This window comes from Pedobacter cryoconitis, from assembly GCF_003259615.1.
Taxonomy (GTDB): Bacteria; Bacteroidota; Bacteroidia; order Sphingobacteriales; family Sphingobacteriaceae; genus Pedobacter; species Pedobacter cryoconitis.
The window spans coordinates 18,852-35,696 of sequence record NZ_QLLR01000030.1 but is presented as its reverse complement, the minus strand read 5'-3'; the positions used below and the strand labels follow the sequence as shown (position 1 = coordinate 35,696).

Annotated in this window: 17 protein-coding genes; 14 read left to right on the top strand and 3 right to left on the bottom strand. The window is 39.6% G+C overall.

What is annotated here, in order from left to right:
- Positions 1 to 107 precede the first annotated feature (107 nt).
- The gene (locus tag LY11_RS21625) at positions 108 to 2,495 is read left to right on the top strand and encodes an outer membrane beta-barrel family protein (protein ID WP_111635712.1); all 2,388 of its coding nucleotides are present in this window, start codon (positions 108 to 110) and stop codon (positions 2,493 to 2,495) included.
- On the opposite strand, the gene LY11_RS21620 is transcribed toward LY11_RS21625, so the two are convergent.
- A complete protein-coding gene (locus LY11_RS21620) occupies positions 2,496 to 3,257 on the bottom strand; it encodes a response regulator transcription factor (protein ID WP_111635711.1) in 762 nt (253 codons plus the stop codon). It abuts the gene before it with no gap.
- Positions 3,258 to 3,351: 94 nt separating this feature from the next.
- On the opposite strand from LY11_RS21620, the gene LY11_RS21615 reads away from it, so the two are divergent.
- From LY11_RS21615 to LY11_RS21585, 7 genes are all read left to right on the top strand, one after another.
- Complete coding sequence (locus LY11_RS21615; RefSeq protein WP_111635741.1) at positions 3,352 to 4,002, top strand: DUF1349 domain-containing protein; 651 nt, start codon at positions 3,352 to 3,354, stop codon at positions 4,000 to 4,002.
- A 174-nt stretch (positions 4,003 to 4,176) separates the two neighbouring features.
- Positions 4,177 to 4,617, top strand: coding sequence for an SRPBCC domain-containing protein (locus tag LY11_RS21610; RefSeq protein ID WP_111635710.1), 441 nt, complete (start codon positions 4,177 to 4,179; stop codon positions 4,615 to 4,617).
- Between the two features lie 348 nt (positions 4,618 to 4,965).
- The gene (locus LY11_RS21605) at positions 4,966 to 5,625 is read left to right on the top strand and encodes a carboxylesterase family protein (protein ID WP_211321625.1); all 660 of its coding nucleotides are present in this window, start codon (positions 4,966 to 4,968) and stop codon (positions 5,623 to 5,625) included.
- A gap of 69 nt (positions 5,626 to 5,694) precedes the next feature.
- On the top strand, positions 5,695 to 6,342 hold the full coding sequence (locus tag LY11_RS21600) for a CPBP family glutamic-type intramembrane protease (protein ID WP_170132745.1): 648 nt from the start codon (positions 5,695 to 5,697) through the stop codon (positions 6,340 to 6,342).
- 64 nt (positions 6,343 to 6,406) lie between these two features.
- A complete protein-coding gene (locus tag LY11_RS21595; RefSeq protein WP_111635707.1) occupies positions 6,407 to 6,916 on the top strand; it encodes a GNAT family N-acetyltransferase in 510 nt (169 codons plus the stop codon).
- Positions 6,917 to 6,968: 52 nt separating this feature from the next.
- Entirely contained in the window at positions 6,969 to 8,414 is a 1,446-nt protein-coding gene (locus LY11_RS21590; protein ID WP_111635706.1) for an amidohydrolase family protein, read from the top strand.
- 9 nt (positions 8,415 to 8,423) lie between these two features.
- Positions 8,424 to 9,302 carry a glycosyl hydrolase gene (locus LY11_RS21585; RefSeq protein ID WP_245952855.1) on the top strand — a complete coding sequence of 293 codons (879 nt, stop codon included), beginning with the start codon at positions 8,424 to 8,426 and terminating at the stop codon, positions 9,300 to 9,302.
- 62 nt (positions 9,303 to 9,364) lie between these two features.
- Here LY11_RS21585 and LY11_RS21580 read toward each other — a convergent pair whose 3' ends face one another.
- Positions 9,365 to 9,928 (bottom strand): type 1 glutamine amidotransferase domain-containing protein, encoded by a 564-nt coding sequence (locus LY11_RS21580; protein WP_111635705.1) that lies wholly within the window; start codon positions 9,926 to 9,928, stop codon positions 9,365 to 9,367.
- A 63-nt stretch (positions 9,929 to 9,991) separates the two neighbouring features.
- Entirely contained in the window at positions 9,992 to 12,436 is a 2,445-nt protein-coding gene (locus LY11_RS21575; RefSeq protein ID WP_111635704.1) for a PAS domain S-box protein, read from the bottom strand.
- A 164-nt stretch (positions 12,437 to 12,600) separates the two neighbouring features.
- On the opposite strand from LY11_RS21575, the gene LY11_RS21570 reads away from it, so the two are divergent.
- From LY11_RS21570 to LY11_RS21545, 6 genes are all read left to right on the top strand, one after another.
- Positions 12,601 to 14,307 carry an FAD/NAD(P)-binding protein gene (locus LY11_RS21570; protein WP_111635703.1) on the top strand — a complete coding sequence of 569 codons (1,707 nt, stop codon included), beginning with the start codon at positions 12,601 to 12,603 and terminating at the stop codon, positions 14,305 to 14,307.
- Positions 14,308 to 14,309: 2 nt separating this feature from the next.
- Positions 14,310 to 14,888, top strand: a complete 579-nt coding sequence (locus tag LY11_RS21565) for a DUF1543 domain-containing protein (RefSeq protein WP_111635702.1) — start codon at positions 14,310 to 14,312, stop codon at positions 14,886 to 14,888.
- On the top strand, positions 14,885 to 15,436 hold the full coding sequence (locus tag LY11_RS21560; protein ID WP_111635701.1) for a hypothetical protein: 552 nt from the start codon (positions 14,885 to 14,887) through the stop codon (positions 15,434 to 15,436). Before LY11_RS21565 ends, LY11_RS21560 begins: the two co-directional genes overlap by 4 nt.
- Positions 15,437 to 15,532: 96 nt before the next feature.
- Positions 15,533 to 15,847: a hypothetical protein gene (locus LY11_RS21555; RefSeq protein ID WP_111635700.1), complete on the top strand. Its 315-nt coding sequence runs from the start codon at positions 15,533 to 15,535 to the stop codon at positions 15,845 to 15,847.
- A gap of 88 nt (positions 15,848 to 15,935) precedes the next feature.
- On the top strand, positions 15,936 to 16,097 hold the full coding sequence (locus tag LY11_RS26775; RefSeq protein WP_170132744.1) for a hypothetical protein: 162 nt from the start codon (positions 15,936 to 15,938) through the stop codon (positions 16,095 to 16,097).
- Positions 16,098 to 16,173: 76 nt separating this feature from the next.
- Positions 16,174 to 16,797, top strand: coding sequence for a carbonic anhydrase family protein (locus LY11_RS21545; protein WP_111635698.1), 624 nt, complete (start codon positions 16,174 to 16,176; stop codon positions 16,795 to 16,797).
- The last annotated feature ends 48 nt before the right edge of the window (positions 16,798 to 16,845 follow it).

Sequence of the window (16,845 nt, the reverse complement as noted above, 5' to 3'; positions counted from 1 at the left end):
ATAATTTATCTGCTACGATCCCATTAAGATACGATTTAACTCTATTTAACTCAACTTAACTTCCGTTTAGGAAGCAACAGGGTAGGTTTGTGATATAATTTAAACAGATGAAACCTATATTTTATATTTTATTATTGCTCCTTCCTTTTCACCTTTCCGCTCAGCAGAAATTAAGCGGAATTGTGAAGGATGAACAGGGTAAACCACTGGATGCGGCTACCCTGACAATTTCACAGCATGGACAAGTAATCAGCAGTCAATTGGCTGATCTGGGCAAATTTACGCTGACTGGTCTGAATGAGTCACCTTATCAGCTTTCAGTTTCATTGATAGGCTATAAATCAATATTACGTACATTTAATTTACCAAAAGATAGTCTCAGCTTAATGATGCTGAGTGATAGCAAGCAGCTGAAAGAAGTGGCAATTACTTTTACTAAACCTACGGTCGAACGAAAAATAGACCGGGTTGTTTTTAACGTAGAAAACAGCATTATGGCCAGTGGGGGAACTGCATGGGATGCTTTAGGGAAGGCTCCGGGTGTACAGACGGCGAATGATGGGGCTGTCAAAGCAAATAATAAAGGGGTTACAGTTTATATGGATGGTAAACCAGTAAGATTATCCGGGGACGATCTTGCAGCTTACCTGCAAAGTATTCCTTCTGATCAGATTTCAAAGATAGAGGTGATGCCCAATCCTTCTTCCAAATATGAGGCGCAAGGGGGCGCTGTAATTGATATTATCACTAAGAAAATAAAAGCAGATGGATTTAACGCAGGTTTAAATGGCGGTTATACCCGTGGGCAGTTAAACAGGTTTACCGGTGGTGGCCTATTTAATTACCGTAAAAATAAGCTGAATATTTTTGGTACTTATAGCTATAGCGACCGGGATGTTCAGCGTAATTTAGAGCAATATACCATTTTTCAAACACCATCTTCTTATGCGTACTGGAACATGAACAAAATCAATATATCCGGTAATAAAGTGAATAATTATACCGCAGGTGCAGACTATAATCTGACAGATAACCAGGTAATTGGTGTGCTGGTTACAGGGAACAATTCTGCAAATACCGGCAGCAGTAAAGCCATGACTAACATTTATAATAATTATCATGTTAACCCCGATTCTGTACTGAATACTGGCAGCAATAGCGCAGGACAGACCAATCAATACAGTTTTAACCTGAATTATAAAGCAAAACTGGACAGTTCTGGCAGGGGCCTGAATGTAGATCTGGATTATGCACCTTATACCCGGAATAACACGCAGCAGTTGAATAACCTCACGTATTTGCCGGATGGAAGTTTAGCTTCTGCGCCTTATCATACTTCTTTCCCGGCCACTCAAAAGATAAACATCTGGTCCGGGCAGCTGGATTATACGTATAAGCTGGGAAAAATATGGTCGATGGAATCCGGCCTTAAATACACCAGTACCGTGAGTGAGAACCAATTCGATTTTTTTAATACTGCCGGGGCCGCCCCAGTACTTGATCCATCAAAGAGCGATCAGTTTAAATATACTGAAAATACAGCTGCTGGTTATACCAATATAAACGGAGCTTTTGGCCATTGGAATTTTAAAGGCGGATTGCGTGCAGAATATACGTCAACCAAGGGCTTATCACAGTCTCTGGACTCTATCAATGTCAATAAATATCTGCGGATATTTCCAACTGTATTCGTGACTTATAAAGCCTCAGAAAATAATGAGTTTGGTTTTAACTATTCAAAAAGAATAGACAGACCGGATTACAGGCAGCTCAATCCTGCAAAAAGTTATTCAAGTCCATATAATTACTGGAGTGGTAATCCATTTCTGAAGCCTGCTATTATCAATAGCTTCCAGCTGAGTTATACTTTACACCAGAATTATACTTTCTCTGCGGTATTTACACAGATAGATGACCTGGCGAGTAATGTGACTGTTCAGGATAATGTAAATAAAACCTTTTATGATACGCAACAAAACATCGGAAGTATCAAAGATCTCGGTACAGAACTTTCTTCTGTTCATCATCCGGCTTCCTGGTGGGAAATCAATAACACTGCCCAGGGATATTTCAGAACACAAAACTCAGATCAGCCGGGAAATACTTATAATTACCGCCAGTTTTATTTTTACCTGAGAACCGATCATGCCTTTACAATTGATAAAAACAGCGGGTTGAAGGCGGAGGTCAGTGCCTGGTATAATAGCGCGGTACAGCAAGGAACATTGCGGGTTGCTCAAACTTATGATTTAAGTACGGGTATCAGTAAACAGGTATTCAATAAACAGGGAACCCTTAAATTTAGCGCCGCGGATTTGCTTTATAGTAATCCATACCGGATTTTAATCAATAATCAGGGTCAGAACAATGGTATTTATCAGAAAAATGATACACGGACATTTACAGTAAGTCTTTCTTATAAACTGGGTAAAAGCGTAGCTGCGGCACGTCAGCGAACTACAGCGAGTGAGCAGGAGAGAAAAAGGGCGAATTAATCAGATCAGGTTCATTCTTTCTGCGATGCGGCATGCTTCCAGAGAGTTACTGACCCTTAATTTCTCTAATATATTCTGACGGTGCCTGTTGACTGTATTGACACTGATAGATAATAAATCGGCAAGTTCTTTACTCATTTTACCTTTTCGGATCAGCTTTAATATTTCTTTTTCGCGAACAGATAGTATCTTAGTATAGGTTTGCTGATCTGGTTTAAACGTAATGCCTGTAGCAGAATTGAAAATCACACCAGTTGTTGTTCCTGCCATTGCTTCATCAGAAAGATTATAAAGACAAAGGGCTAACCACAGACTGCCATTTAACGTGCTGCATACATAAAACATACGATGCTCTGCAGTAATGAAATTGCCGGTTTTGTTGCGCATCCGGATTTTGCTTTTCACCTGGTAATCAGATCTTTCGTTAATGGGCAGATTCTTTAATAGGTTGAAAAACTGAAGCTCCAGCAAGTGTTTTTCAACAAGGTCATCTGGATGGATCTTGTTGAAAATATCTTCTTCCCAGATGGAATTGATCTCTTTGGAGGTGTCATTTTCATCAAAACCCAGTTCTTTCGCAGCTCTTCCATTATAGATATAACTTTTATTAGCCTCCATATCACTTAATACAGCCACAGAATTTTCTATTTGGGAGTACATGAAGGCCATATACTGGTATTGAGCAAGGTTTCCCAGTTTATGGTGTTCTTGATCAAAAGGTTGTTTTAATAGTTTTTCATTCAGGGTATTGATAATATTCATTTAAATATGGTTATTAATCAGCATTGGAGAGCCGTGCACTGGATTTTACATTTGTAGGTAAATATAACGTATGGTTATTAACTCAAAACAACAAATGAAGAAAATTATTTTAAGTATCATGATGTTCTTAATCGCGCAAACAGGATTTGCGCAGACCCTGGAAAAGATGCAGTGGTTTAACGAACCTCAAAAATGGGAAATTAAAAACAATGCACTGACCATGCTGGTAACCCCTCAAAGTGATTATTGGAGAATTTCACATTACGGCTTTACGGTTGACGATGCACCATTCTATTACAGTACTTATGGAGGAGAGTTTGAAGCGAAAGTAAAGATCAGCGGAAATTATAAAGCACGTTTCGATCAGATGGGGTTAATGTTGCGTACAGATCATGAAAATTATATCAAAGCAGGGATTGAATTTGTAGACGGAAAGTACAATCTGAGTACTGTGGTGACGCATAAAACGAGTGATTGGAGTGTAACCACGTTAGATAAGACCCCTGATTTTGTATGGATAAAAGCGGTGAGAAGATTGGATGCGGTTGAGATATTTTATTCTTATGATGATAAAACATATGTGATGCTGCGTAATGCTTATCTGCAGGATAATAAACCTGTAATGGTTGGGTTTATGGCGGCCAGTCCGGATGGAAATGGCTTTAATGCTAAATTTGAAGGTTTTTCGGTCAAACAATTAGCTGATCAGCGAAGATTGGAATGGTTGAAGAAAAATGCAAACTAAGCTGAAATTTTAGTATTCAGGGATAAAGCCTTGCCAGCATCATGCAGGCTGGGCTTTATTGTGAATATAGTTTTTTTGCAGGTATAGTTTTGTCCCGAATTGCTCCTGATAATGGCGTTGTTGCCCCTTATAACTACTAAACTGAGTGGTTAACTTTAGGAAAAGAAGTAAGCTATGAAAAAGATGGAATTCAGTATTACAATTAATGCCCTGCCTGAAAAAGTATGGGAGGTGATTATTGGAAAAGATACGTACGATTTATGGACTGCGCCTTTTGCTCCGGGCTCAACGGTGAAAACAGACTGGAAAAAAGGAAGTAAAGCAATTTTTGGGGATGGTTCGGGGAATGGTATGGTTTCCGAGATCGTGGAGAGCATTCCTGGAAAGTTTCTATCCATTCATCATCTTGGCGAGGTGAAGAATGGGGTGGAAGACCCGACTACCTACCAGGGAGGAGAATGGGGGGACGCGTTGGAAAATTACACGCTTACAGTCGTGAATGGTAATCAAACGTTGTGGCGCGTGGATATGGATATGAACGAGAAATATGTGGACTATATGGAAGAAACCTGGCCTTTAGCACTGCAGAAGGTGAAGGAACTTGCAGAAGGATAGCTTTTAATTTAAAAAGCTGCCACAATAGACACTTTTGGAAACCTCATCGCTCATGACATCTTTAAAGACTATAAATACCTCATAAGTCCTTCCCCTGGTCCTGACAGGGCTGGAATCGAGGCATAATTATGAATACATTTAATGTAAATTTGGGGAACGCGGAAAACTAAGAATGAAAACTGGTATAGAAGATGAATGTGTTTGGCTTAATATTGACTATGACTCAAAGTCAGAAGTTTCTGTTTTGTCCTTTCAAACAGTGCGGAATAAAATGCACTGGGCGGCACATGACTTACTTAAGAAATAAAAATGATAAAAAATTTATACCTTTTTATATTAATCATTGCAATGAATTTATCGGCGTTCGCTCAAAACGAACAAAAAGTGAAAGCTAATTACAACTATTTGTTGTATTTACCCAAAGATTACGTGACGACCACTAAAGCCTATCCTTTAATGATTTACCTGGGAGGTGGCTCTCAAAGGGGAACTGATTTAAATAAACTAAAGACTTTCGGGCCGCCAAATCTTATTGCAAAAGGTCAGGATTTTGATTTTATTATAGTTTCGCCTCAATGTCCTGAAGGTAAAACATGGACTTCGGAAAAATGGTATGACTCTTTAGCTATAGCGTTGATTCCAAAATATCGTATTGATTCCAATAGAATTTATGTAACAGGAATTAGCATAGGGGGTTATGGTACATGGCAGGCTGCAATGGATTATCCGGATAAATTTGCAGCAATCATACCCCTATGCGGCGGCATTAATGATAGTGACACCGCTAATATTTCAAAAATTAAACATTTACCGATCTGGACTTTTCATGGAACTGCTGACAATATGATTTCTATAGCGCAAACTGAACGTATTTATAAGAAATTAAAAGGGCTTAAAAGCCAGATTAGATTTACCACTATAAAAAATGGAGGTCATGGAATTCAATATTTGTATGAAGATCCAAAAATATACCAATGGATGCTAAAGCAAAGAAGATCAAACTGGTAAATGCAGACTGTCAAATATTTTATATTTTTTTATTTATACCCCTCAAAGCTAATTTTCCAGGCGGATACAGTGCTGAATAAAGTTGTGGGCAGTCTGGTTCTTTTAATCTTCAACTGGCTGGCGTTGATTGTTTTTGGAGTTTTTATCTCTACTTTATTCATAGAAGCGGGGGTAATGACAGCTCCTGTAATGGAGGCGAAAATATTTCCCAATCCCGGTATGGCCTTACTATTGGCAGGCTTGTTTGCTCCCTTAATAGAGGAATTAATGTTTCGGATCTGGCTTGTCTACAGCAGAACCAACTTATCAATTGCAATTGGTACTATCCTGGCAGCATTGAGCTATAAACTTTATTTCTACAGTGGTTTAGCCGATGGCTCACAGTATATTAAAGTAGGTGTTTTAACAATACTGATTGGTGTTGTGATGGGTTGCTTTTCATTTATCGGTTTGAAGAAAATAGACCTGAACCTGATGCGCGTATTCAAAAGCAATAGTAGAAAGCTTACAATTATTTCGAGCTTTATATTTGGTTATCTGCATCTTACTAATTACAAGATCACACCAAACCTTTTATTATTTAGCCCAATTGTTCTGGCGAACTATATTATAGGCGGATTAATTCTCTCTTTTATCAGGGTGCGCTATGGGCTGATTTACGCGGTTTTATTTCACGCAGTTTACAACTCAATATTCATTTTAATTAAATTTAGATAATAATTGGTTTACAGAAAATATATATTGCCATTTATTAACGCTGGTTAGCTGTTAAATCTTAATCATGAAAAATAACTCCAAAGATAATTATTCCCTCCGCCGTCTGCTTCCATCTAAATGGGAGGACTATAAATCAATCAGGCTGGAAGCATTGCAAACAAATCCTGCTATGTTTGGGAGCAATTATCAGAAAGAAGCTGCCTATAAGCAGCAGGATTGGGTAGCTTTTTTGGAAAATGATGCACGTGCCATTTTTGCTTTATATGATATGGGCTCATTAATCGGTTTAACTGCGGTGACCTTAAAAAAAGACGACCCCTCAACAGCGGTTTTATTTGCCTCTTTCATTAAGTCAGCATACCGTGGTCAGGGTTTATCCAGGTTATTTTACCAGGCTCGTATCGATTGGGCAAAACTCAAAAATTGCAGCTCAATTACAGTTTCCCATCGGGTTGGGAATGAAATTTCCAAAGCTGCAAATCAGCGGTTTGGTTTTAAATATGTAGCTGCGAAAGAAGCCAGCTGGCCAGATGGTGTAAGCGCAGATGAGCTGATTTATACTTTACAATTATAAACTTATAAATATTATTTTTACGTCTTCATCTAATAACGATCCATTCTAGTTCATGAGAAACTATTTAACCCTATTTTTTGCCCTCTTTTTATTTCAAGCCCAAGCGCAGTCTGTCAGTAACTATCTGGAAAAAATCAGGAACAACCCGGCCAAGCTTACTGCTTTCTTTTCGCAAATGCCTAAAGGAGGCGATCTCCATCACCATTACAGTGGCTCCGTTTATGCAGAAAGCTTCATCAATTACGTAGTTAAAAATGATTATTTCATCAACCGGGAAACACTTCAGATTGCTGAAAAGAAACCATCAGAGGATAAAGACTGGAGCAGATTCAGCGTGCTGGCAAAAGACCGGCAATTGGATGAATATAAATTCAGGCTTTTAAAGAAATGGTCTGTTAAAGACTATAATAATGTCAGTATTCCTTCTGATAAACAATTCTTTGAAACTTTTCCGGCTTTTGATATTGCAAGCGAAAAAGATATTGACTCCGGATTACTGGAGATAAAAAACAGGGCGGTCAAAGAACATGTCAGCTATATAGAAACTATGCTTGGCTCGGTTAAGTGTGATCGTATAGAGGAGCTGAGCGCACAATTCGATCCGAAATTTCACACGGTATTGCAGCAAAAAGATGAAAAACACACTCAGGCACTGCTGGATACACTTTATGGGAAGCTGATGGAAAAAAATATCGTTTCCTGTGCGGATAACTTCAGTGAAAATACGATTAACAAACTACATAATTCACTGCACATCGATGATGATTCATTTATCATGCGTTACCAGACCTATACTGTAAGAATTCTGGAAGCGAGTGAAGTTTTCAAACGGTTGTTGTTAGCTTTTGAGGCGGCCAGTAAAAACCCGCTTATAGTTGGTGTAAACATCCTTTCTCCAGAAAACAATGAAGTAGCTATGCGTGACTACTGGTTACATATGCAGATGTTCAAGTACTGCCATAAAAAATATCCTGGAGTTAAATATACGCTGCATGCAGGTGAACTTACGCTAGGCCTGGTTAAGCCTGAAGAATTGAACTGGCATATTGGTGCTGCGGTTTATGATGCCGGTGCTTCGCGTATCGGACATGGTGTAGATATGCCATATGAAGCAAATAGCTATGCCTTAATGAATTATATGAAAGAAAAGGGGATAGCTGTAGAAATAAACCTGTTCAGTAATGAATTCATTTTGAAAGTGAAAGGTGACCGTCACCCGGTAACACTTTATAAAGAGTTTAATGTTCCTATTGTAATCAGTTCGGATGATGCGGGGGTACTGAGGACCAATTTGACGGATCAATATGTATTACTGGCCAGCAGGTACCCGGAATTTACTTATGAGGAGATTAAAAGAATCGTTTATAACAGTATAAATTATTCCTTTATCAAGGAACAGGCTGTGAGAAAACAACTGCTGACTAAGCTGGACAGAGATTTTATGGCGTTTGAAAAACTCATCGTAAATACTCCGCACAGCAATAAAATTAATCACTAATTTCACCTGATGATGATCAGAATATTCAAGATAGGGCTTCTTTTCTTTTGCGCAGTAGCTGCTGGATGTAGTAAGAGTAATAATACAGCGCCCGATAGTCAGGGCAATACGGTCGTCGCTACTGGTAAAAAGGGAGCAGATTTCAATGTAAACAACCAGAATGGCACGTGGTGGGGAAATGTTATCAACCTGCAAAGCCATTGGTATTATACCTGGGGCACAGATCTTCCGTTGCAGTCTGCCCCGCAAAACTGTGAATTTGTACCTATGTTCTGGGGCAAAGCAAATGTCAATGATAGCAATATTGCCTATGCTAAACAGCTCGGCGTACAGGGAAAAGCAAAATTTATCCTTGGATTTAACGAGCCTGATTTAGCCGACCAGTCAAATATGTCTGTACAGGATGCGCTTGCTGCATGGCCTAAACTAGAAGCTATAGGTTTGCCTTTAGGTAGTCCTGCAACAGCGTGGCCAACCAGGCAATGGATGTATGATTTCCTGGACCAGGCAATTGCGCAGAATAAACGTGTCGATTTTATTTGTGTACATATGTACGTAGGCACAGATGACGTAGCGTTTGTCAAAGTTTTACAAGATCTGCATAACAAGTATAAAAAGCCGATCTGGATTACTGAGTTTGCCACTGTTGAAAATAATGCAACTACAATGGCTCAGAATCCATATACACCAGAAATGGTACTGGCTTTTATGCAAAGATTACTACCCCAGCTTGAAGCACTGGATTTTGTACAGCGGTACAGCTGGTTTTCAGGTTCACCAACCAGTGCAAGACTTTGGTCTTCTGCGCTAGTAGATGCCAATGGCAACCTGACAGCACTTGGAAAATGGTATTCAGCTTATAAGCCCAATACGGCTATCAGGAAATAATGGTCAGCCATATCGTATAATATTAAAAAAGGGAATCTTAAGATTCCCTTTTTTATGTTTTGCTAAGCGTGTTGTTTCTCATGTATTCCTTCTGCAAATTCTTCGACCATTTTATCATTAAATGCAGGAAGATCGTGGGGGCTTCTGCTGGTGACCAACCCTTGATCAACAATAACCTCTGAATCTTCCCAATGGGCACCTGCATTCACCAGATCAATTTTTATAGTTTTTGTTGAAGTCATCTTTCTGCCTTTCACTACTTCAGCTGTTATTAACACCTGAGGGCCGTGACAAATGGCGGCTACAGGTTTTCCTGCATTAAAAAAGGCTTTCACAAATGCAACTGCTTCGTCATTCTTTCTCAACGCATCAGGGTTTAATACTCCTCCTGGAATTAACAGGCCATTATAATCTTCTGGATTAGCTGCTGAGATTGTTTTATCAACATCAACTTCAATAGTCCAGTCATGATCGCCCTTCATCGCCTGAATTTTTCCTGGTTTGGAAGAGATAATATGAACTGTAGCACCTTCTTCTTTTAATCTTTGAACCGGACTGGTCAATTCTGTTTCTTCAAAACCGCTTTCAGATAAAACGGCAATATTCCGATTGCTTAATTGTCCCATAGTATTTTAATTAATTTATAAATTTTAATTATAATAACTACAAGTTCCGCTTGCAGAAAGTTTTTACATTTTATCATTTTCTACTTCTGATGAAGTTGGCAGCGGCAGGCTAAAGCTGAATGTGGAGCCTTCGCCGAACTCACTTTCTGCCCATATTTCTCCGTGGTGCCGGTTGATGATTTCCGAACATAAATATAGTCCGATCCCAAAACCAGAGATTGAGTACATATGACTACCTTCAACACGGTAATACCTGTCAAATATTTTTGAAAGATCTTCAGGTTTAATACCCATTCCCTGATCTTTAACGCTGACTTTTGCAATGCCCTCAACTGTGACACAGGAAACATCGATGATGCTGCCCTGGACGGAGTACTTCACCGCATTGCTGATCAGGTTATGGATCACTTGTCCAATTTTATCCCTGTCAGCACTCACAAAAGTGGTTTCAACTGGTTCAAATATTATAGTGTGGCTTAAAATGGTGGCTAAAGACTCCTCTTCAGATTCTTTAATCAGCATGGCGAGGTCAAAGTGCTGGCGATCAATATGTATCTTACCTGATTCAAGCCTGGAAATATTTAGAAATCCATTAATCATGCCGGTCATTTTTGTGACTTGTGCATTTGCTTTTTCCAATGCACTTACCATGAAATCATCTTCCTGTTTTCTTAGCTTAATCAGCAAAAGCTGGATGTAGCCTTTCATGGAAGTGAGTGGTGTTTTAAGTTCGTGGCTGACCATTCCTATGAAGTCATTTTTGCGGATTTCATCTTGCTTTTTCTCTGTAATCTCGTGAAGTACACCTGTAAAGTAGTCCTTTCCTTCACTGTGCTGCATTTCACCTATTCCGCGTACCCAGCGGACCTTGCCATCATGGTAACCAATAATCGGGTATTCCATGTCAAACCTGGTACCTTTATTAAAAGCTGATTCCACAAGGTCAGCAACTTCCTGGCGGTAATCAGGATGGATCTGATTGATTGCAGTGGCGTAAGGGATTTCTTCCTCTGGTAAGAAACCAAAAAAACCTTTTAACTTTTGTGAGGTAATAAAAATACGGTCTGTAGCATTGATGTAAAAAGTACCCAATCCGGCAGCATCAATCGCAATGCGAAGGCTCTCTTCCGCACGTTTAATTTCTGCAGCTGCCAGGTATTGCTCTGTTATATCCATCATTAAACCGGTAAAAGCAGAAAATGAGCCGGAAGGATCTACTTTTAAATTGCCAATAGCCCTGACCCATCGCAATCGATTGTCATTCAGCCCAATCACCGGATAGATGACATCATAATCATCGTTATTATAAATAGCATTCTCCATTTTTGCGGCTACCTCATCACGATATTCTTCTGTAACCTGTGCTAATAGCTGTTCAATGGAAAGGGATTGCCCGGGATAATATCCAAATAACTCTTTTAAGCGATCATCAGAAATTAATTCGCGCGTAACCGAATGGATAAACCAGGTGCCAAATTTAGCGGCATTAACTGCTAAACGAAAGGCCACTTGCCCTTCTTCAATCTTTCGCTGGGCAATGACCAGTTCGTGATTGACAAAGGCCAGCTCTTCATTCATTGCAGTCAATTCTTCATTGGAAGCAGCAAGTTCTTCATTGGTGGCAGCGAGCTCCTCATTGGTAGAGGCCATCTTTTCATTGATAGTCCGTAATTCCTTCGAATTTTTTGCCAGTGATTCTTCCCATTGTTTACGCTCTGTAACATCACGGGTGGTACCAGCAATAGCCTCTACATCGCCTTGTTCATTAAGTACAGGCGTTAAAATATAATCATAAACCCGTTTTCCTAAAGTGGCGTGTGGGAAAGATACTTCACCACGAATGGGTTGTTTAGTCCTTTTTATCTGATCGATTTCGTTTTCGTGCATTGTGGCATGCCACGGTTCGTATCCGTTTTCCAATAGTCCTTTGCCGATTGCATTGTCCCAGGTTTTACCCCACATGGAAAGGAGTGCGCTATTGGCATAGGTGAAGCGATAATCAAGGTCAAAAACGTACATTAAATCAGGTGTGCAGGAGGTAATTGTTTCATACACTCTTTTTTGCTGGTCGGATTGTACCCTTGATACTCTCAAAGCTTCTTCAGCATTTTTATAGTCAGTAATATCGCTAGCTGTACCGAACCACTCCTGGATTTCACCTTGATCGTCCAATATAGGGACTGCTCTTGAAAATGTCCATCCAGTTGTACCATCGGCTCTTACTACCCTGTGCTCCAATTGGAATATTTTCTTTTCTTTGATGGCATCTGCTATAGCCACTTTTACCTTTTCCATATCCTGTGGATAGACATTGTCAGACATCCAATCAGTGGTGGGTTCGTAGGAGTCTTTCAAAAAACCGCGTCCGTCAAGTTCGTGCATCACCTTCCAGTCGGCACTCAGGCTATAAATGACATCAGAGGTGGCAGTGACCAACGCGCTAAAACGCTCCTCATTTGCAGCAAGCTTATGTTCATCAGGTACAGGTATTTTAGAGGGATTGATCATAACTTTGGAATAAAAACTGGCAATACTTTGGAATAAAAACAGGCAATTATCGTAAAAAAACAGGAAAAGATCATAATTTGTTTTGTAGCTGAAATAATTTCTAATAAAACATTTGCTGGCAAATCGTGTTGATGCTATAATCTTTATTTAAGCCTGTAAAAAAATTGGAAAACGATAAACATATAGCTATTCTCGGTGGTGGCCCGAGCGGATTATTCATGTTCAAACGATTGGTGGAATCGGGCAGAACGGACCTGGTGATCAAGATATTCGAAAGAAAGAACAAGTTAGGCGTAGGGATGCCCTATAGCCCGGAAGGAGCTAATGATGAGCATATTACTAATGTGTCAAGTAATGAAATCCCTCAGCTGGTCACTTCACTTGCCGACTGGATCAAATCGGTTCCTAAAGATACCCTTGATAAATTTCATATTGATCCATCGCGTTTCAATGAATATAAAGTTCTTCCACGACTGCTTTTCGGTCAATACTTAACTGCCCAGTTTGCGCTGCTGCAAAAAATGGCCAGCGACAATGGAATTGATTACCAGGTATATTATAAAAGTATAGTTACTGATATTATTGATTATCCGGATCAACAGCGGGTTGTTGTAGAAATAAACAATAAGGAGCAATTTAAATTTGACCACGTGATTATTTGCACAGGTCATAACTGGCCACACAGGCATGAGGGTAAGGTGCCGGGATATTTCGATTCGCCCTATCCACCCGTCAAACTTGCATTACAACTTGATCATCCTGTGGCGATCAAGGGGTCGTCGTTAACTGCAGTTGATGCCATCAGGACGCTTGCGCGTTATAATGGGACTTTTGATAAGGATAGTAACGGCAATCTTTTTTATCAATTGCTGGATCAGAGCCCAAATTTTAAACTGGTATTGCATACGCGGAATGGAATGCTGCCTGCGGTCAGATTTCATCTGGAAGATTCGCATTTAACTAATGATTCTCTGTTAACTGAGGAAGAGTTAGCTGCGCATATCGCGTCAAATGACGGGTTTTTATCATTGGACTACATATTTGAAAGAGATTTCAAGTTGCCAATACAAGCAAAGGAACCTGAGTTTTATGAAAAGATAAAAAATATGGAGCTGGAAGAATTCGTCAGCGCAATGATGGATTTGAGAGAGCGGCTAAATCCTTTTCAGTTGTTGAAAGCTGAATATGCTGAAGCTGAGAAATCTATTTTAAGGAAAAAGTCAGTTTATTGGAAGGAAATGCTTGGGGTATTAAGTTTTGCTTTGAATTATCCGGCCAAATATTTGTCTGCAGAAGATATGCAGCGTTTACACAAATCCCTGACTCCTTTAATTTCCATTGTGATTGCCTATATCCCTCAAAGTTCCAGTGAAGAAATTTTAGCGATGTATGAGGCAGGTGTGCTGGAACTTATCCCGGTAGGGGATGAGAGTGAAATCGAGGCCAACGACAAGGGGGGGGCAACATACCATTATACGGACGAGTCTGGTCAGGACCAAGCCGTATATTTTAATACTTATGTTGATTGTGTAGGTCAGCCTCACCTGGCTTTTGAGGATCTCCCTTTTAAAAGTTTATTGAGCGGAAGGACAGTCAGCCCTGCCAAAATCAGGTTCCGGTCTTTGGAAGAAGGTAAAAAAGCATTGGCGAATGGTAAAGAGGTCACACTGGATCAAAATGGAGACTATTATTTGAAAGTTTCAGGAATTACCATTAATGATCATTTCCAGGTAGTTGATGCGTATGGTGCACTTAATGATCGTATTTATATGATGGCTGTACCTTACATCGGTGGCTACAATCCTGACTATTCTGGTCTGGATTTCAGTGAGGCAGCTTCGGCTGCAATTATTAAACAATTACTAGCATAAAAATGAGCGAAGAAATATCCGGAGAACTTAAATTATTCATGATTTTATTAGGCTCGAAAGCCCCCAGAAGAAATGTAGAACAGCACGATTTCTTTTTCGGTATCGGTTATAATTTAAAGGAGCTGGTACCTGCAATCCGTTCATTCTGGCCGGAAGCTGGAAATAGTATTCATTTAGATGGCTGGCGGGAGATAACCCTGGTAGATGGTTACCAGGTTAAGGTTGTTTTAAAAGAGGAGGCTTCTGTACTTTCGTCCAGGAAGCTTTTCTTTATTAATCTTGGAGGTTATCAGGCTGATATTCTGGAAGAACAGCACTATACTGTATTGAGTGTTCACGAGGAACGTACGCAGGCAATCCAAGAGGCCAAGAAAACTGTTTTTTTTAAGCAGAATAAAGTTAAAGGTGCTGGTTCCCATATTGATGAAAAATACGGAATAGATGTAGATGATATTTATAAGATAGAGGATATACTTGCAGATGAGTTTAAAGATAAGTATCATCTATCGGTTACCCCGGCAGCCGGACAGGAAAAGGATATTATCCATTTAGGTTATCTTAAGCTTGATAAGCTCAAATGATAGCTGCTGAAAAATTATCGGATTGGGTAGCATCCAGGCATGCCGGTCAATTAATCAGGCGTACCGGAAAGCCCTATTTTAATCATTTGATTGCTGTAGCTGAAATGGCAAAACCTGCGGTTGCATTTGGCTATGAGATTGGTCTTTGTCATGACCTGCTGGAAGATACAAATACAAGTGCAGAGCAGTTGAACGAGGCTTTGGTTGGCTTTGGCTATACTTTGAGTGATGCCAATTCAATCGTATACTGTGTAAATGAGCTTACGGATGTTTTTACTGCTGCTGCTTATCCTGAGCTGAGCAAGTCGGAACGAAAAGAGCTTGAAGCGCAACGTCTGATCAAGATGAGCCCGGCAGCCCAGACCGTTAAATATTGCGATCTGCTTTATAATATGGATTGGGTTTTAAAGTTTGATCAAAAGCATGCAAAAGTATATCTGAAGAAAAAGAAGTTGTTATTAGGTACGATGACCAAAGGTGATCAGGGACTTAGGCAACATGCCTTGAAAGTAATTGATAGTGGACTAAAGATCATAGCTGACCATTGACTTGTGCGGCAATTGCCAGCATTTTTGAGCAGCCGGGCTGGAGATTTGAATCAAAAATAAAATAAACAATTACTGCAGATTTTTTATTTTCATACCATGACCGGAAAGCAACAATTTGAAGCAGTTAAAGATTTACTGGGAAATTCAGGGACCTACTATCTTATAGCGGTAAACATGAGTTCCAATTACACTTATGTAAATAAACGTTATGCAGATATTTTCAAACCTATCCACGGGGATCTTGTAGGCAGGCACTATGCTGTGACAATGCATCCTGATGATCAGCAAACATGTCAGGTTGTTTCTCAAATGGCCTTTAGCTATCCAGATTCAGTTTTTCCTGCAACTCTTCGTAAATATGATGGTCATGGTGGCTTTATAATTACCCGCTGGGAGTATAAGGCCATGTGATGAGGAAGGTTCACCTGCCGGGATTTATTGTATTGGCCATGACATCACAGAACTGATGAAAATTAGCGGAGAACTTCAAGAAGTAAAGATGAGTCACTCTCATTTGGTAAGACGGCATGTTGCAAATTTAGTGGGGCTTGGAAAATTAATCCAGGCGGCTGACGAGATTGATGATATGCAGGATGCCGTGAAGATGATTGTTCAAAGTTCGATGGACCTTGATTTGGTTATCCGGGAACTTTATAAATGATGATTTATTATATTAGCGCTTGTCAACTGATGACTTTAGTGTCATTTTTTTTATATAAACTTTGATAACGTTAATTATGCGTACCCATTCCAAAGAAACACAAAATAGTTTAACACCTGATCTGGCACTGGAAATTTTAAAAGAAGGAAACGAGAGGTTCGTCAATAATTTGAAAGCAAACCGGAACCTTTTACAACAAGTCAATGAGACTTCTGACGGACAGTTTCCTTTTGCTACTATCTTAAGCTGTATGGATAGCCGGACTTCTGCAGAATTGATTTTCGACCAGGGGCTTGGTGATATTTTCAGTATTCGCATTGCAGGTAATATTCTGAATGAAGATATTTTAGGCAGTATGGAATTTGCGACTAAGGTAGTAGGTACTAAAATAGTCATTGTGCTTGGGCATACTAAATGTGGTGCTATCGTTGGAGCTTGTAATGAGGTGAAAATGGGTAATCTTACGGGATTACTGGAGAAGGTAATGCCGGCAATAGCATGCGAGAAAACTACTCAAACGGAAAGAAATGGCTCAAATCCTTCATTTGTAAATAATGTCACTAAACTAAATGTAGAGTTAACAATTGAACGCATTAGGAATGAAAGTCAGATTGTTGCTGAACTAGAGCAGCAGAAGGACATTAAGATTATAGGAGCTGTTTATGATGTGGACAATGGGAAGGTCGAATTCTTCGGTTAGCTGTACTATGCGCAGCAATAATAAGCTTAACATTAATTTCGGTGGGGA

Coding starts and splice junctions, on each gene's coding strand:
- LY11_RS21605 (WP_211321625.1), top strand. CDS start 4,966: ATGAATTTATCGGCGTTCGCTCAAAACGAACAAAAAGTGAAAGCTAAT.
- LY11_RS21595 (WP_111635707.1), top strand. CDS start 6,407: ATGAAAAATAACTCCAAAGATAATTATTCCCTCCGCCGTCTGCTTCCA.
- LY11_RS21560 (WP_111635701.1), top strand. CDS start 14,885: ATGATAGCTGCTGAAAAATTATCGGATTGGGTAGCATCCAGGCATGCC.
- LY11_RS26775 (WP_170132744.1), top strand. CDS start 15,936: ATGAGTCACTCTCATTTGGTAAGACGGCATGTTGCAAATTTAGTGGGG.
- LY11_RS21585 (WP_245952855.1), top strand. CDS start 8,424: ATGATGATCAGAATATTCAAGATAGGGCTTCTTTTCTTTTGCGCAGTA.
- LY11_RS21625 (WP_111635712.1), top strand. CDS start 108: ATGAAACCTATATTTTATATTTTATTATTGCTCCTTCCTTTTCACCTT.
- LY11_RS21575 (WP_111635704.1), bottom strand. CDS start 12,436: ATGATCAATCCCTCTAAAATACCTGTACCTGATGAACATAAGCTTGCT.
- LY11_RS21590 (WP_111635706.1), top strand. CDS start 6,969: ATGAGAAACTATTTAACCCTATTTTTTGCCCTCTTTTTATTTCAAGCC.
- LY11_RS21565 (WP_111635702.1), top strand. CDS start 14,310: ATGAGCGAAGAAATATCCGGAGAACTTAAATTATTCATGATTTTATTA.
- LY11_RS21620 (WP_111635711.1), bottom strand. CDS start 3,257: ATGAATATTATCAATACCCTGAATGAAAAACTATTAAAACAACCTTTT.
- LY11_RS21580 (WP_111635705.1), bottom strand. CDS start 9,928: ATGGGACAATTAAGCAATCGGAATATTGCCGTTTTATCTGAAAGCGGT.
- LY11_RS21615 (WP_111635741.1), top strand. CDS start 3,352: ATGAAGAAAATTATTTTAAGTATCATGATGTTCTTAATCGCGCAAACA.
- LY11_RS21545 (WP_111635698.1), top strand. CDS start 16,174: ATGCGTACCCATTCCAAAGAAACACAAAATAGTTTAACACCTGATCTG.
- LY11_RS21555 (WP_111635700.1), top strand. CDS start 15,533: ATGACCGGAAAGCAACAATTTGAAGCAGTTAAAGATTTACTGGGAAAT.
- LY11_RS21610 (WP_111635710.1), top strand. CDS start 4,177: ATGAAAAAGATGGAATTCAGTATTACAATTAATGCCCTGCCTGAAAAA.